Origin of the sequence: Chitinivorax tropicus (assembly GCF_014202905.1) — a bacterium.
Taxonomy (GTDB): domain Bacteria; phylum Pseudomonadota; class Gammaproteobacteria; order Burkholderiales; family SCOH01; genus Chitinivorax; species Chitinivorax tropicus.
The window spans coordinates 1-15517 of sequence record NZ_JACHHY010000029.1 but is presented as its reverse complement, the minus strand read 5'-3'; the positions used below and the strand labels follow the sequence as shown (position 1 = coordinate 15517).

The window sequence follows — 15517 nt, the reverse complement described above, 5'->3', positions numbered from 1 at the left end:
CCTGTATTCATGCCCTGGCAAACGCCAATTGCGCTACTGGCCCGAGAGGCGCCGCGTTCATATCTGTCACGCCACGTTTCGTGGATCTATGCACTGATCATTCTGCTGATCAGTCTGTACCCCTTTTCCAGTTGGCGTTGGCCGGTTTCGCCATTGTGGGCCTTCCTGAGCTACCCCACCCCTTATTACCACTCGCATGTGGATGATGCCCTGAATGTATTGGCCTACATACCATTGGGGGGGGCTTTGTTCAGCCTGTTGCGCAGTCGTTTGGCTGCGTTCTGGGCGTTTTTGCTGGCCATCATACTGGGGGCGTGCCTGAGTTTCCTGGTCGAGTCACTTCAGATGTTCCTGCCCACGCGTGTGCCGTCCAATCTGGACATCTACCACAATACCCTGGGTACGATCATCGGGGCGTGGATGGCATGGGGGATCGGCTCTCGCACCATCATGCGTCGGTTCAATCTGCTGCGACATCATTGGTTTGTGGAGGGCGGTTGGGCGGATTTCGGTCTGGTGCTGTTGCTCAGCTGGTTTCTGACCCAATTGGACCCGGCCATTCCGCTGTTTGGGGTGGTGTTCCGGCCTGTTGGCCTGCCACAGCCATTCCAATCCCCCTTGGCTGATCCCAGCCTGTTTCTGCAGCTGCTGGAGGCGGGTGATGCCATGTTGAACCTGCTGATCATCGGCTTGCTGGTATCACTGCTGGTGCAGCACCGACGGTTTTGGCCGATCATCATGCTGTCCATCATCGCGGTGGCCTTGGTCATCAAATTGGCCATGGCGGGCATGCTGCTCAAACCCTTTGCCCTGTTCCAATGGCTGAACTGGCGGACGGTGAGTGGTTTGCTGGCGGCGATGGTGCTGCTGCCCATCCTGTTGAAATTAGTGCTGGTGCCCCGCGCTTTGACCTGCGCACTGGCGGTGTTGACCAGCCTGGCGGTGGATTGGCTATGGCCGTTGAAAGCCAGCGCGGGCGCGGCACTGGCGCTGTTCCGCAAACCCAATGTGCAATTGACCAACTTCAACGGCATGTCACACGTGATGGCGGATCTATGGCCGTGGCTGCTGTTGGTGTTTCTGGCGGGGTTCGTCTGGCACTACTCGCGGCATCATCATCCACGCTGGTTATAGGCTTGATGGGTGCGTTGCATCATTCACCCGACGGCGCCATGCTGACACCACCCATCGAGACGGGCCTTACTCCTCGGCTACATTCACCTGCAAGGCCACCTCGGGGTTGATGAAGCGCTCCCCTGCCAATAATTGTTCATACATGGCCGGGTTGCCCCATTCCTGTTTGACCTGATCTGAAAACACGATATCAGCCAGTCTGATCTCACCCATCCGCAGGTTGAAAGCATCGTCGCGAAAGGCTTGGGCATAGCCGGTTTCAGTCTCGTGCACGATTACCGAGTGCAATTTGACATCGTCCGGCTCGCCATTGCGCATCACGGTGTTACGCATGATGGCATCGACCAGCACGAAAAACAGCCGCGAGAACTGTTCTGCGGAGGGCGAAACCGGGATGCTGATCCAGCGGGCGGAAAACTGCTTGCAGTAGTCGATATAGACCGGGTCATCCTTGTCCCAGAAGGCGATCGCGTGGTCGAAAGCATCGATCACATCACGAATGGTGCCTTTCATCAGCCCGAAATCGTAAACCATCTGGCCGTTGTCCAGTGCGTGGGCTTCCAATAGCAGCTCCACCTTGTAGCTGTGGCCATGGATCGAGCGCCGACAGCGGTCTGAGCTGCAATTGCGGACAATATGGGCGTTCTCGAATTTGAAGAGTTTACGGATCAACATAATGACAATCTTTCAAGCGGACAGGGTGCTTTTACCATCATTTGCAGCGTGATACCACTGGCAGGCGGAGCAGGTCGATCAATGAGTCGATACGCCAATCGACCACTGCGGGGCGGCGTGCTTGCGGGCTCAACCAGACGGTGTGCATCCCCAGGCGCTTCGCAGTGCGCAGGTTGGGTAATGAGTCCTCAACCATGATACAGCGCCTGGCGGGTAGCCGATGGCGTTGCAGCGCGGCGCGGAACGCGGCGGGATCGGGTTTGGCGCGATAGCCGACGTGCTCGGTAGCAATCACATCGCAGAAAAAGCGAGCAATGCCCAGCTCTGCAAGCACAGCTTGCGCATAGGCAAACGGCCCGTTGGTAAACAGTAATTTACGGCCAGGCAGGGCTGCCAGAACGGTTTTCAGGGCAGGGTCCCAGTGCAGCATGTCAGGCAGGCTGTCAAAGCGATGGGTATGCAGCAGGAAATGATCCGGCGAGATCTGATGATGACGGATCAGACCATGCAAGGTCGCGCCATATCGATGCCAGTAGTGCTGCCGCAGATGGTTGGCCTCGGCCTCGTCAAGAGCCAATGTCTGCATCATGTAGTGTGTCATGGCCTGATTGATGGCAGGGAATACCTGGGCGTCGGCATGGTGTAGGGTATTGTCGAGATCGAAGATCCAGACGGGCGAAACGGACAAGACGGACTCCTGAGGTGGGTAGCGGCGATCAGGGCAGGGTAGAGGTCGGTTCCATCCTCGATGCCCCGCCTTTGCAAACGACAACGGCCCGCAGGGCGGGCCGCATCTGTCGTTATGACAAGACCTCGGTGTGGCAGTTTACTGGTAGATGTAATGAGCCAATTGCTGGATCACGAATTCCTGCTCCGCAATCTGTGCCCTGACCAGATCGGTGATCGACAGCACGCCCAATACCTTCTCGCCATCTGCCACCGGTAGATGCCGGAAGCGCTTTTCGGACATGATGGCCATGCATTCCTCAATGGTGTTGTCCGGCTTGGCGCAAAGCACCTTGGCGGTCATGATGTCGCGAATCGGCGTCGAGGCGGAGGCCTTGCCCTGTAAAACCACCTTACGGGCGTAGTCACGTTCGGAAAAGATGCCGACCAGCTTGTCATGCTCCATGATCAACAAGGCGCCGATGTCTTTTTCCGCCATCAATTGCAAGGCGTTATAGACCGTGGCGTCAGGCGTGACCGAGAAAATAACCTGATGCGTCTTTTCCTGCAGCAGCTGACGTGCCGTTTTCATCGTCTTCTTCTCCTCTGGATGCCGCCATGCGCGCACTGGCAAGGTCGTGCACACGGTTGTGTCTGGTGGATGGAGCCTGGAGCGGTTTACACCGACACAGTGTACATCCACTCCACCCTTTTGTTATAGCTGATGGCATACCTGAGAAGTGATGAAACCGTCCCTGTGCGCCTAGATGATCGGGGGCGTTGCCTCCGCGCGGATCAGCGTCCCGACACCTGCATCGGTCAAAATCTCCAGCAGCAGCGCATGCTCGACCCGACCATCGATGATCTGCACCGTGTTCACGCCATTCCGCACGGCATCCAGGCAAGAGGCCAGCTTGGGTAACATGCCGCCGGAGATGGTGCCGTCTTTCACCAGCGCATGGATCTTGCTCTCAGTCAGGCCGGTCAGCAGGTTGCCTTGCTTGTCCAGCACGCCAGGGGTGTTGGTCAGCAGAACCAGTTTCTCAGCCTTCAAGGTTTCGGCCAATTTGCCGGCCACCAGGTCCGCATTGATATTGTAGGCCTCGCCATTGTCACCCACGCCAATCGGCGCGATGACTGGGATGAAATCACGGGTGTCCAGCAGCGCGACCAGCTCCGGGTCGATCTCGGTCACTTCGCCTACTTGGCCGATGTCGATCTGTTCATTGTGTTCCTCACTTTTCAGGAACATCTTCTTGGCGCGGATGAAGCCACCATCCTTGCCTGTCAGCCCCACGGCACGACCACCGTGTTGATTGATCAGATTCACGATCTCTTTGTTGACCAAGCCACCCAGCACCATCTCGACGATGTCCATGGTTTCACGGTCGGTCACACGCATGCCTTGAATGAATTCGCCCTGCTTGCCGACACGGGTCAGCAGATCATTGATTTGAGGGCCGCCGCCATGTACGACCACTGGGTTCATGCCCACCAGCTTGAGCATCACCACATCCTGCGCAAAGCAGTTTTTCAGATGATCATCAGTCATGGCATTGCCACCATACTTGATGACGATGGTCTTGTCGTAGAAACGGCGGATGTAGGGCATCGCCTCGATCAGGATTGAAGCCTTGTCGCGGGCGGAATTAGGATTGATGGTCATAAACGCGAACCTTCCAGATAAAAACCAACGGTGCCACCGCAGATGGCGGTGACTTGGCGAGCCCGCCCATCACCCGGCGATCGCTTGCTGCAGACATACATGCGGGCACGGGCTGGCGGGGGCCTCCAATAGCCGGTTCAACGGCTGAAACCAGCCATTTTACACGCCAAGTTTGTGTGTGAATGGGCAGGTAGATGTAAAAATTACAGCTTGCATCGTCAGGCTGGGATAAGGCCACCATGGCTGATTCTGCATAGGCGGATGGCAGAATCTAGAATATCAGCAGGAATGGTACGAAGGTGGCTGGTGCCCTTTGTCTGGCATTTTCCTGCAAGCTGCGCTGTTGCGGCATTGACAGCACTTTACTTTATGAATACATTGCAAATCAAATTGCTAAATGAACGTTCATTTATATTTAATGTGCGCATGCGAATATGACTCAAGAACCGGCAACTGGTCGCTGGTCTCGACGTAAGCAAACCCGCCCCAGTGAAATCATTGAAGCCGCGCTTGATTTGTTTGTCGAGCGTGGTTTTGCCGCGACCAAGATCGAAGATATCGCAAAACGTGCCGGGGTGACCCGTGGTACGCCCTATCTGTATTTCGCAAGCAAAGAAGAGCTGTTCAAGGCGGTGATCCGTGAGGGCCTGCTACCTCGCATCGAGGTCGGTGAGGCGCTGGTGCGGGATTTCAACGGCCCGGCCACAGCCTTGCTGGAAGAAGTGGTTCGATTCAGCTGGCAAGCCATCGCGAAAACCAAGCTGGCTGGGATTGCCAAGCTGGTCATGGCAGAAGCAGGCAATTTCCCCGATGTGGCGAAGTATTACCATGACGAGGTTGTCCACCGGGGGCAGAATCTGGTTATGTATACATTGGAATACGGTGTGAAGCGCGGTGAGTTCCGCCCGATGGACATAGACTACACCATGCGGGTTGTGATCGCGCCGATCATGATGGCCATGATCTGGCAGCATTCGTTGGGGGTGTGTATCAATGAATCCATCGATGACGACCGTTTTCTCGACAGTTACCTCAGCCTGCTCAAATGCGGGCTTTGCCAAAGAATTGATTAGGCAAGGAGATGGGCATGCAGAAGGGCAGTGAATGGCGGCGTGCGCTGCTGGCTGCCGTGGTGGTGGTTGCCATGGCTGGTTGTGAGCAGCAGGAAGAAAAGCAGGAGCAGGTTCGCCCGGTCAAGAGCATGGTGGTGAGGCTTGGCACGGTGAATGACGGTGCCAGCTATTCAGGCGAAGTCCGTGCCCGTTATGAGACACCGCTGGGCTTCCAGGTGGGGGGCAAGATCAGCGCCCGGTTGGTGCAGGTGGGTGATCTGGTGAAGGCTGGCCAGGTTCTGGCCAGGATCGATCCGCAGGATCTGCAATTAGGTGTGCAGGCCATGCGAGCCCAGCTGGCGGCGGCCAAGGCCGATTTCGACAAGGCCAAATCAGACCTGGATCGCTATGCGCACTTGCTGGAGCGGAAGTTCATCAGCCCGGCGGAGTTCGATCAGCGCCGGTTGCTGTTTGATGCTGCCCGATCGCGATATGATCAAGCCCGTGCACAGTTCAATATCAATACCAATCAGGCCAGCTACAGCGAGCTGAAAGCGGACAAAGATGGCGTGGTGACAGGTGTGGATGCTCAGGCAGGCCAAGTGGTGGCGCCGGGCCAGCCGATCATCCGGGTCGCCAGGCTGGATGAGAAGGAAGTTCGAGTCAGCGTGCCAGAATCGCGAATCGATGAGCTGAAACAGGCGGGTAATCTGGCCATCACCTTATGGGCCGAACCTGGTAAGCAGTATCAGGGCAAGCTGCGGGAGCTGGCACCCGATGCCGATCCGGCAACGCGGACATACGCGGCCAGGGTGTCGGTGCTCAATCCTGATGACGCCGTCAGGCTGGGGATGACCGCCAATGTCATCATTGCGCGTGCCGATGCAGTGCAAGGTGTGCGCTTGCCGCTGTCAGCGATATTTCAGCGTGGCCAGCAGGCCATGGTTTGGGTGGTCGATGATCAATCCCTGAAAGTCAAAGCCCAGCCGGTGACGGTCGGCAAATATATCGACAACGACATCATGGTGACAGGTGGCTTGGCCAATGGCGTCAGGGTAGTGACAGCGGGGGCGACGCTGCTGTTCGAGAATCAGCCTGTCAAGCTGCTGCAAGAGGAGCGCTCGTGAAACAGCTCAATCTTTCCGAATGGGCGCTCAGACATCAGGATCTGGTCAAATTCTTCATCATCGCGGTGGCCATTTCCGGTTTGTTGTCCTATTTCAAACTGGGGCAGGCGGAAGATCCAGCCTTCACCTTCCGGGGGATGGTGGTATCGGTGGCGTGGCCGGGTGCATCGGCCCGGCAAATCGAAGAGCAGGTGGCTGACAAGATCGAACGCAAGTTGCAGGAGATCCCAGGCCTCGATTTCATCCAAAGCTTTTCGCAAGCGGGGCAGGTGCAGATCTTCATCAACTTGCGCGACGATGTAGACCCGACCCGGGTGGCCGATGCCTGGTATCAGGTGCGCAAAAAAACCAGCGATATCCGCCACACCTTGCCAGAAGGGATGTTAGGCCCATTCTTCAATGACGAATTCGGTGATACCTATGGCAACGTCTACGCATTCACCGGCAAAGGGTTCAACTATGCCGAGCTGAAGACCTACGTTGAAGACGCACGCGATGTGCTGCTCAAGGTGCCGGATGTGGCCAAGATCAAGGTCATTGGCGCACAGTCGGAAAAGGTCTTCGTCCAGATATCACCGAGCAAATTATCACAGCTGGGGATCGACCCGCGCCTGATCATTCAGACTTTGCAGACGCAGAATGCCATGGCACCCGCTGGCGACATTCAATCGCATAGTGACCAGGTCTTTCTGCGGGTGACTGGGGATTTCATCAGCGAGGAGAGCATTCGTGATATCGGCATCTCTGCACTGGGGCGGACCTTCCGCCTGGGTGATATCGCGGAAGTCAAACGAGGCTTTGCAGACCCGCCAGAACAGCGTATGCGATACAACGGCCAGCCAGCATTGGGCCTGGCCATCTCCATGCAACGTGGTGGCAATATCATTGCCCTGGGCAAGCATATCGACGAGGCATTGGTCGGCATCAAACGCAATCTGCCGATTGGCGTGGAAGTCCATCGGGTAGCGGATCAGCCCAAGGTGGTGAAAGAGTCGGTCAATGAATTTGTCCAGACCTTGATAGAAGCCATCGTGATCGTGCTTGCCGTCAGCTTCTGGAGCCTGGGGCTGCGCTCGGGGACGGTGGTGGCAATTGCCATTCCGCTGGTGCTGGCCATGGTGTTCCTGACCATGGCAATCATCGGTATCGACCTGCAGAAGATCTCATTGGGCGCGTTGATCATTGCCCTGGGCTTGCTGGTGGATGATGCGATCATTGCCGTCGAAATGATGGCGTTGAAAATGGAACAAGGCTGGGATCGTTTCAAGGCTGCGACATTTGCCTATACCTCTACGGCAATGCCAATGCTGACGGGCACCCTGATCACCGTGGCGGGCTTTCTGCCTGTTGGGTTGGCCAAATCAGCAGCGGGGGAATACACCTTTTCCATGTTCGCCGTGGTGGCCATTGCGCTGGTTGCATCGTGGATCGTGGCCGTGCTGTTCACGCCCTATATCGGCTACCACCTGCTGAAAATCAAGCCGCAAACCGGGCATGACGAACATGCGGTGTATCAGAAGCCGTTCTATGTCAGGTTTCGAGCACTGGTGACCTGGTGTGTCAATCATCGCAAGACGGTCATGCTGGCGACCGCCCTGTCGTTTGTGGCTGCAGTTGCTGGATTCGGCTTGGTGCAACAGCAGTTTTTCCCGGATTCGACACGGCCTGAAATCGTCGTGGATATGTGGCTGAAACAAGGGGCCTCCTATAAAGCGACCGAGAGCGAAGTGGCCCGCCTGGAAAAAATGCTGAAAGGCGATGCCGACATCGACAATTTTGCGACCTATATGGGTGCACCTACGCCGCGCTTCGTCCTGGTGCTTGACGAGCCGCCACCGGGCACCAACTACGCCCAGATCATCGTCACCGCCAAGAACCGGGAGGCACGCGAGCGCTTGATGAAGAAGATCGAAGACATCTTCAACACCCAGTTCCCGCTGGTGCTGGGGCATGCAACCCGCCTGCCGAACGGCCCGCCAGTTGGTTATCCGGTGCAGTTCAGGGTGTCGGGGCCGGATCTGGTACAGATCCGGCAGATTGCGGATGAGGTCGGCAAGGTAGTGCGCGCCAATCCCTATACCCGAAATGTCAATCTGAACTGGAATGACATGACCAAGGCGCTACGATTGGAGATCGATCAGGACAAGGCCCGCGCATTGGGCGTGAATTCACAGCAGTTGTCCGAGACCTTGTATGCATTGCTGAATGGGATACCTGTCACCCAGCTGCGTGAGCATGACAAGCAAGTGGATATTGTGTTGCGAGCCAAGTTTGAGATGCCGGAAAGCCTCAGCGCGCTCAAAGATATCAATGTCTTTACCGGGAACAATCAGTATGTTCCGCTGTCACAGATAGCCAAATTGAAATATGAGGCAGAGGAAGGTGGGATCTGGCGCCGGGATCGTGTCCCCGTCATCACGGTACGGGCTGATATCCCAGATCATGTCCAGGCGCCGACGGTGACGGCGATGATCAACCCGAAACTCGACGCACTACGTGCCAAGCTCCCGGCGGGATATGCCATCACCGTTGGCGGAGCACAGGAGTCCAGCTCGAAATCGCAGGCATCGATCAATGCAGTGATGCCATTGACGGTATTGTCGATATTGACTTTGCTGATGTTGCAGCTGCAAAGCTTCTCCCGCACAATGCTTGTCTTGTTGACTGCACCCTTGGGCATTGTAGGTGTGACCATCTCATTACTGGTCGCAGATAAACCGTTCGGTTTCGTGGCCATGCTGGGTGTCATCGCGCTGGCTGGCATGATCATGCGCAACTCGGTGATTCTGGTTGACCAGATTCAGCAGGACATCGCCGCTGGTCAACACCCCTGGACTGCCATCATCGAGTCAGCGGTAAGGCGTTTCCGGCCAATCATGCTGACTGCGCTAGCGGCGATTCTGGGCATGATCCCACTGTGGGGTAATACCTTCTGGGGCCCGATGGCGATTTCCATTACCGGTGGCTTGCTGGTGGCCACTTTGCTGACTTTGCTGTTTCTGCCAGCGCTTTATGCGGCATGGTTCAAGATTCAAAAACCGGTGTGAAGCTGCCGGGGAAAATTAAAGGATATACTGCATGACCCAACTGTCAATCAACAAGACGGCCCTGCTATGTGGCCTCGCTTGCTTGTTCACCGCCTCGTCAGCCTGGTCTGGCGATTTGTTGTCAGCGTATCGTGATGCGCTGAAATATGATTCCCAGCTGGCAGCCGCTCGTTATGCCATGGAGGCCGGCAAGGAAAAGGTAACGCAAGGCCGCTCACAATTATTGCCTCAGGTGGGTGCCTCCGCCGAGGCCTCTCGCGCCTGGGTTCATTACCAACCAGGTAAAAGCCAGCCTGGCATCATCGAATCCAAAGACAGCAGTGGCAATAAGTATGATATGGCGATCAGTGCGCAACAGCCTATCTATCGTGCACAGAATTTCACCGCCTACGAGCAGAGTAAGCTGGGTGCACAGGCATCCGAACTACAGTATCGCATTGCCGAGCAGCAGCTGATGTTGCGCGTGGCCAAGGCCTATTTTGATGTACTGCAGGCGCGGGATGCTGTGACCGTTGCGGCTGCACAGAAGGAAGCCTTCTCGGAGCAGCTGGCTCAGGCGAAAAAGCGCTTCCAGGTCGGGGTGGCGACCATCACTGATACGTATGAAGCACAGAGCCGCTTTGATTCGACCAATGCCCAGGAGATCGCTGCACGCAACGATCTGGAGGTCAAGACCAATGCATTGCGCCAAATCACCGGCACCAACCAGGATTGGATCGCCTCACTCAATCGTCAGATGAAGCCAACCCAGCCAGAGCCGAATGACCTGAACAGCTGGCAGGGCATGGCAACCAACGACAACTTGGTATTACAGGCGCAGTTGCTGAATGAGCAGGTTGCGAAACAAGAGGTCAAGAAAAACCGCGAGGGCCATCTGCCCACGCTGGATCTGGTTGGCCGGGTCGGCAAGAACTGGGACGAGGTCGGCGCCCGCAACGGGGGAACTGATCAGACCCGCACCTATTCAGTTGGCTTGCAATTGAATGTGCCGATTTACGCTGGCGGCGCACTGGATTCGAAAACACGCGAAGCTGCGGCCAATTACGAAAAAACCAAGCAGGATGTACTGACCGCTCGCCGGACATTGGAGCAGGATACCAAATCAGCTTTCCTGGGCGTGACCAGTGGCGCGGCGCAGGTGTTGGCGCTTGAGCAGGCACTGGTGTCCGCCCAGAGCCAGCTTGATGCAACCAAGACCGGGCAGCAAGTTGGCGTGCGAACCAACGTCGATGTCTTGAATGCCCAGCAGCAGTACTATCAGACACTGTCCAGCCTGCTGCAGGCTCGCTATAACTACCTGTTGGCCAAGCTCAATCTAGCCTTCCAGGCTGGGAAACTGTCAGAAGCGGATCTGGAATCCGTCAACAAGCTGATGGTCAAGAGCTGATCGCCCATTTGATGTTGCGCAAAGCCCGGGCTCTTCCCGGGCTTTATTTTCGAGCCTGTAACAGAGATTGATCAAATGCTTATATTCAGCCGGAAATGATCTGTATCGCATTGACTTTACGCTGCACGACCTACTCGCCACAGGCAGGGCTGCAACCTGTTGAATGAGCTGATGATCTTCGCACCCACGACCGATCATGCAATGTGCAGCTTCGCAAAGGACAGAGATGATGTCATGCTGTTTCTGCCGTCGTGCTTGGCAGTTGCCGCTATAACTTAATAGGTATTCCCTGACCGATGAACGCTATGGATCGCTTCAATCAACCTGCTCTGCGTGCCAATACCCTGGCTGCGGTGATCAGCCTGGTGTTGGCGTTGTTGCTGTTCTTTGCCACGGGTTTGTTCACGGCACTTGAGCACGCGCTGTACAGCTTGGCCCAGTCCATCAGGCCCGCCACGGGTGGCTTGACCGCGCTGGCACCCGCACCCAGTGCCTTGTTGTTGATCTTGGCAGCCATTCCCGTATTGGTGATCTGGCCGGTGATCGAGCTGAAACAAGCAGTGCAGATGGGCGTTGTCGCCATTGTGCTGTTGATGGCTGTGCAGCTGATCGGTTGGATTGGCGGCCAATTCTGGCTGCCCATGGTCGCAGGGATCATCATGTTGGCGCTGGGTTTGATATCACAACTGCTCGCCCAGCTTGTGGCGAGAGAGGATCGTGAAAACCGCCTGCTGCTGCGGCAGGGCATTGCCTTACAGGAAGAGGGGCAATTGGATTCGGCATTTGATGTATTGAGCCGATGCATCATGGATGAAGACCTCAAAGATCGCCTGTATCGCTTGGCACAAGCCTTTGAAGTGCGCCAGCAATTGATCATGGCTCGGAGAGTCTTCGAGTTCATTGCTGTTCATGATCCTCAGTTCCGTGATCTGCCGCGCAGGCTGGTTCGTAGGCCTGTTGTTGCCACTCCCGCAATGGCTGTGCCACAACCCCTCGCACCGCCACAACCAACTGTGACCATGGACAAACCGGCTGCTGCGGTGCCTGCGCCATCTCCTGCTCCAGCACCCGCACCCGCTCCTGCACCTGCACCTGCACCCATAATCAACCCCGTACCTGTCGTGGTTTCCGCTCGAATTCAACACCTGGGCAAGTACAGCCTGGAGCGTGAGCTGGGCAAGGGGGCAATGGGTGTGGTCTATCAGGGGCGCGACCCAGATACCGGGCAGGTGGTTGCATTGAAGACCATGTCATTGTCGGATGAATTCGAGACATCTGATCTGACCGATGCCCGTGCACGTTTCTTCCGCGAGGCCGAAACCGCTGGCAGACTGCGGCACCCGCACATCGTCGCGATCTACGACACAGGCGAAGAGCACGGCCTGGCTTACATTGCCATGGAGTATTTGAACGGGCACGACCTGAACCAATACGCTCAGGCAGGGAAATTGCTGCCAGTCGAGCAGACGTTGGAATACATCGCTGATGCGGCTGAGGCGCTACATTATGCCCACCAACAGCAGGTCATCCATCGCGACATCAAACCGGCCAATCTGATGCTGGGTCAAGATGGCAATTTGAAAGTGACGGACTTCGGCATTGCCCGGATCACCGATTCAAGCCGAACCCGCACCGGCCTGGTGCTGGGGTCGCCGTCCTATATGTCACCTGAACAATTGGCGGGCAAAAAGCTGGATGGTCGTGCCGACATCTACTCATTGGGCGTCACCTTGTTCCAATTGCTGACAGGAGACCTGCCATTCAAGGGCAAGTCCCTCGCGCAATTGATGGGCGCCATTGCCAATGAGGCCCCGCCTCCAATCACCGACTTCCGACAGGATCTGCCCCTGCCCTTGGTACGCCTGATTGAACGCTGTCTGGCCAAAACACCCGATCTGCGTTATGAAACGGCTGCTGATATGGCAGAAGCACTGCGGAACATCCGATTCAAAATGATGAGGAAGGCATGACCCCCAAGCTGTCCCATGCCATTGAAATGACCTGTCGAACAGATCCAGGCTTGATTCGCGAGCGCAATGAAGATGCTGTTTCGATTGACCCGGATTGTGGTTTTGCCATCCTGGCGGATGGCATGGGTGGCTACAATGCTGGTGACGTTGCATCAAACATGACAGTCAACCTCATCTCACAAGGCTTACGGCAAGCACTCATCCACTACGAACCGCACCGCAATGATCCGGTCAACGGTCGCCCCAATGCCCTGAGCATGCTGGAGAACCAGATCCAGCTGGCCAACGCCGCTGTATTCGAAGCCGCGCAAACCCAGTCCCAATGCGCCGGTATGGGCACTACCTTGGTCGCTGCCCTGTTCTACGACAACCGACTCATGGTTGGGCATATCGGTGACTCCCGCTTGTATCGGTTACGGGCAGGCCTGTTTGAGCAACTGACTCGTGACCACTCCCTGCTACAAGAGCAGATCGATGCAGGCATGATCAGCCGTGAAGAGGCCCGCTTTGTCGAGTACAAGAATCTGGTGACCAGAGCATTGGGGATTGATGCCTACGTCGAGCCTGAATTCAATGAATTTTATGTCGAAGTCGATGATGTCTACCTATTGTGCTCAGATGGGCTCAACGACATGCTTGCTGATCACGACATTCAGCACTATTTGCAGGACGACCCAGGGCAACTGCAGCAATTAGCAGATCACCTGATCCAGGCTGCCAATGAAGTCGGGGGCCGAGACAATGTCTCAGTCATCCTGATCCGTATCAGGGCAGATTTCCCAACTCATACACGCTGGATGCCCAAGCTGCTCTCGTGGCTTGGACATGCGCGTGGCTGCTAGCAATCCGTCGTAACAGGAAGGACACACCATGGGCCGCCTCGTTGTCATGCGCAATGGCGAAACCTTACAAGAGATCGAACTCCGCCCGGGACAACTCACCATTGGCCGACGTCCCGACAATGACCTCAGGCTGGATGACCCGACCGTCAGCGGCTACCACGCCAAAATTCAAACCATTGGCGCTGATTCGTTTCTGGAAGACCTGGACAGCACCAACGGTACCCTGGCCAATGGCAAACCCATCAAAAAACGATATCTGGAAATCAACGACCAATTGGAGATTGGTCGCTTTCAGCTCATCTTTCAAGCTGGAGTCATCAACACCCTATCGGGTAAAACAACCATTCTCTTACCCACACTGAAAAAAGCCTCGCTCCAGATCATCGGCGGGGCCAACACCGGTCGCATCATCGAGCTGAACAAGGACTCCACCACCTTGGGCAAAGCAGGTCTCTGCGTGGTCATCCTCAAGCGCAACATAACCGGCTACGCCCTACAATTCGCAGAAGGTACCCACGCCCCCCTTGTCAATGGCCGAGCCATTAAGCAAGGCGATGCAATGGGCTTGAAAGACCAGGATGTCATCGAAATGGGCGAAGCCAAGATGCAATTCGTTGAAACCAACATCCAGTCAAAGTGACAAAAAACGTCACATCCTGACATGCCAAAGACATCAGATCACATGCAGGAAGATCGGATTATTCAGGGCAAGGCAAAACAGAAGGGATACCTTGTTTTTCAACTGATTGATTTTGAATGATTAATTTTAAATAGGCAAATCTGGCATGCTATGTGCTTAGTAAACAGCACGGAAACACACGCTGTGTTTATCGTGTGGTCAACACACTGTCACCAAGGAGAAGTATATGAAGCGCGTACAACAAGGTTTTACATTGATTGAATTGATGATCGTCGTTGCGATCATCGGTATTCTGGCTGCGGTTGCGATTCCTGCTTACACGGACTATACGGCCCGAGCAAAGGTAACGGAGGCTGTAGGCGCACTTGCTTCAGCTAAGACCAGCGTCTCCGAGTTTTATACTTCTCAGGGTGTGATGCCTAAAGATGCTGCTGAAGCTGGTATTAATACGGCTCCTGCTGGTAAGTATGTAAAGGGCATTACATATACACAAACAAGCGGTACAGTTGCTACACTTGAAGTTGAGCTCCAGGCTATCAATACTGCTGCAAATGGTAAGAAGTTTGCTTTGACTGGTACTGGCGATACAGATAAAGGTATTACTTGGGAATGCTCGAAAGGCGATACTCCGGAAAAATTTCTACCAGCTAACTGCCGTAAGTAATAATCCATGCTGTTTTTGGAAGGTGCTTGACCAATTTTAAATCAGACTGTCCTTCAAGGCAGTTAAATTAGAGTTGATCAACTCGCCAAAGCGCCCGATGCATCGCATCGGGCGCTCGCATATGTGTTTAGGCTGTATGATTATCTTGATTTATTGATCTGACCCGAATAAGCCTTTACGCGGCATAGCGTACTTTTAGGTCTTGGCAAAACACTTTGACTCGCTCAGGTGCGCGTTCAATTTCCGTCATGTGCTAGTTGCTGCTGCCTTCAGTTTGGCCTTGGTGCGCGCCTGCACTTTCGTGCCGATGACATCTTGAGATCAGCGTTTAAAGGCTCCTCAGGCTTGAGTTCCAGGCTGTCGTTGGGCAGATAAAGCAATTCGATCTAGTCTTACCGTGCGGCCACCCACGCTTTCACCGCCTTGCTGTGATGTACACGCAACTTGTCGAGAATCAGAAACACCTGCTTACCGATGCCCTGGACCAAGGCCTCCAGAAACTCGATCAGTCGGTCAGCATTGAAGGTTTCGTCAATGATTATCCAATTTGATCTTTCCCCACCACGGTATACCAAGAATTAGTTAGCATGGAGGGCGATAGGAGCTCACATGCGCAAGGCGAGATTCAACGAAGTCCAGATCATTGG

The 15517-nt window shown here is 55.3% G+C and carries 13 protein-coding genes and 1 pseudogene; 9 read left to right on the top strand and 5 right to left on the bottom strand.

Features of this window, described 5'->3' with window-relative positions; all coding sequences use genetic code 11:
* Positions 1 to 9: 9 nt before the first annotated feature.
* The gene (locus HNQ59_RS17385) at positions 10 to 1134 is read left to right on the top strand and encodes a VanZ family protein (protein ID WP_184041667.1); all 1125 of its coding nucleotides are present in this window, start codon (positions 10 to 12) and stop codon (positions 1132 to 1134) included.
* A gap of 66 nt (positions 1135 to 1200) precedes the next feature.
* Here HNQ59_RS17385 and HNQ59_RS17380 read toward each other — a convergent pair whose 3' ends face one another.
* The 4 genes from HNQ59_RS17380 to argB form a co-directional block, all read right to left on the bottom strand.
* Positions 1201 to 1809 (bottom strand): 6-pyruvoyl trahydropterin synthase family protein, encoded by a 609-nt coding sequence (locus HNQ59_RS17380; protein WP_184041666.1) that lies wholly within the window; start codon positions 1807 to 1809, stop codon positions 1201 to 1203.
* Between the two features lie 37 nt (positions 1810 to 1846).
* Positions 1847 to 2497 carry a pyrimidine 5'-nucleotidase gene (locus HNQ59_RS17375; RefSeq protein ID WP_184041665.1) on the bottom strand — a complete coding sequence of 217 codons (651 nt, stop codon included), beginning with the start codon at positions 2495 to 2497 and terminating at the stop codon, positions 1847 to 1849.
* 138 nt (positions 2498 to 2635) lie between these two features.
* Entirely contained in the window at positions 2636 to 3067 is a 432-nt protein-coding gene (locus HNQ59_RS17370; RefSeq protein WP_184041664.1) for a CBS domain-containing protein, read from the bottom strand.
* 171 nt (positions 3068 to 3238) lie between these two features.
* A complete protein-coding gene (argB, locus tag HNQ59_RS17365; RefSeq protein WP_184041663.1) occupies positions 3239 to 4141 on the bottom strand; it encodes an acetylglutamate kinase in 903 nt (300 codons plus the stop codon).
* A gap of 434 nt (positions 4142 to 4575) precedes the next feature.
* Here argB and HNQ59_RS17360 point away from each other — a divergent pair, with 434 nt between their 5' ends.
* The 8 genes from HNQ59_RS17360 to HNQ59_RS17325 all read left to right on the top strand — a co-directional run bounded on the left by HNQ59_RS17360 (position 4576) and on the right by HNQ59_RS17325 (position 14870).
* Positions 4576 to 5214, top strand: coding sequence for a TetR/AcrR family transcriptional regulator (locus tag HNQ59_RS17360; RefSeq protein WP_184041662.1), 639 nt, complete (start codon positions 4576 to 4578; stop codon positions 5212 to 5214).
* 14 nt (positions 5215 to 5228) lie between these two features.
* Complete coding sequence (locus HNQ59_RS17355; protein ID WP_184041661.1) at positions 5229 to 6320, top strand: efflux RND transporter periplasmic adaptor subunit; 1092 nt, start codon at positions 5229 to 5231, stop codon at positions 6318 to 6320.
* Complete coding sequence (locus HNQ59_RS17350) at positions 6317 to 9367, top strand: efflux RND transporter permease subunit (protein WP_184041660.1); 3051 nt, start codon at positions 6317 to 6319, stop codon at positions 9365 to 9367. Before HNQ59_RS17355 ends, HNQ59_RS17350 begins: the two co-directional genes overlap by 4 nt.
* Positions 9368 to 9398: 31 nt before the next feature.
* Positions 9399 to 10754: a TolC family outer membrane protein gene (locus HNQ59_RS17345; protein WP_184041659.1), complete on the top strand. Its 1356-nt coding sequence runs from the start codon at positions 9399 to 9401 to the stop codon at positions 10752 to 10754.
* Between the two features lie 296 nt (positions 10755 to 11050).
* On the top strand, positions 11051 to 12724 hold the full coding sequence (locus HNQ59_RS17340; RefSeq protein WP_184041658.1) for a serine/threonine-protein kinase: 1674 nt from the start codon (positions 11051 to 11053) through the stop codon (positions 12722 to 12724).
* A complete protein-coding gene (locus tag HNQ59_RS17335) occupies positions 12721 to 13566 on the top strand; it encodes a Stp1/IreP family PP2C-type Ser/Thr phosphatase (RefSeq protein ID WP_246491066.1) in 846 nt (281 codons plus the stop codon). The genes HNQ59_RS17340 and HNQ59_RS17335 overlap by 4 nt, the downstream gene beginning before the upstream one ends.
* A gap of 28 nt (positions 13567 to 13594) precedes the next feature.
* Positions 13595 to 14206: an FHA domain-containing protein gene (locus HNQ59_RS17330; protein ID WP_184041657.1), complete on the top strand. Its 612-nt coding sequence runs from the start codon at positions 13595 to 13597 to the stop codon at positions 14204 to 14206.
* Between the two features lie 226 nt (positions 14207 to 14432).
* Positions 14433 to 14870 carry a pilin gene (locus HNQ59_RS17325; protein WP_184041656.1) on the top strand — a complete coding sequence of 146 codons (438 nt, stop codon included), beginning with the start codon at positions 14433 to 14435 and terminating at the stop codon, positions 14868 to 14870.
* Positions 14871 to 15045: 175 nt separating this feature from the next.
* On the opposite strand, the pseudogene HNQ59_RS19745 reads toward HNQ59_RS17325, so the two are convergent.
* A pseudogene (locus HNQ59_RS19745) lies at positions 15046 to 15424 on the bottom strand (transposase); the annotation flags it as partial.
* Positions 15425 to 15517: the final 93 nt, after the last annotated feature.

Coding starts and splice junctions, on each gene's coding strand:
- HNQ59_RS17355 (WP_184041661.1), top strand. CDS start 5,229: ATGCAGAAGGGCAGTGAATGGCGGCGTGCGCTGCTGGCTGCCGTGGTG.
- HNQ59_RS17385 (WP_184041667.1), top strand. CDS start 10: ATGCCCTGGCAAACGCCAATTGCGCTACTGGCCCGAGAGGCGCCGCGT.
- HNQ59_RS17335 (WP_246491066.1), top strand. CDS start 12,721: ATGACCCCCAAGCTGTCCCATGCCATTGAAATGACCTGTCGAACAGAT.
- HNQ59_RS17330 (WP_184041657.1), top strand. CDS start 13,595: ATGGGCCGCCTCGTTGTCATGCGCAATGGCGAAACCTTACAAGAGATC.
- HNQ59_RS17345 (WP_184041659.1), top strand. CDS start 9,399: ATGACCCAACTGTCAATCAACAAGACGGCCCTGCTATGTGGCCTCGCT.
- HNQ59_RS17370 (WP_184041664.1), bottom strand. CDS start 3,067: ATGAAAACGGCACGTCAGCTGCTGCAGGAAAAGACGCATCAGGTTATT.
- HNQ59_RS17360 (WP_184041662.1), top strand. CDS start 4,576: ATGACTCAAGAACCGGCAACTGGTCGCTGGTCTCGACGTAAGCAAACC.
- HNQ59_RS17340 (WP_184041658.1), top strand. CDS start 11,051: ATGAACGCTATGGATCGCTTCAATCAACCTGCTCTGCGTGCCAATACC.
- HNQ59_RS17325 (WP_184041656.1), top strand. CDS start 14,433: ATGAAGCGCGTACAACAAGGTTTTACATTGATTGAATTGATGATCGTC.
- HNQ59_RS17380 (WP_184041666.1), bottom strand. CDS start 1,809: ATGTTGATCCGTAAACTCTTCAAATTCGAGAACGCCCATATTGTCCGC.
- argB (WP_184041663.1), bottom strand. CDS start 4,141: ATGACCATCAATCCTAATTCCGCCCGCGACAAGGCTTCAATCCTGATC.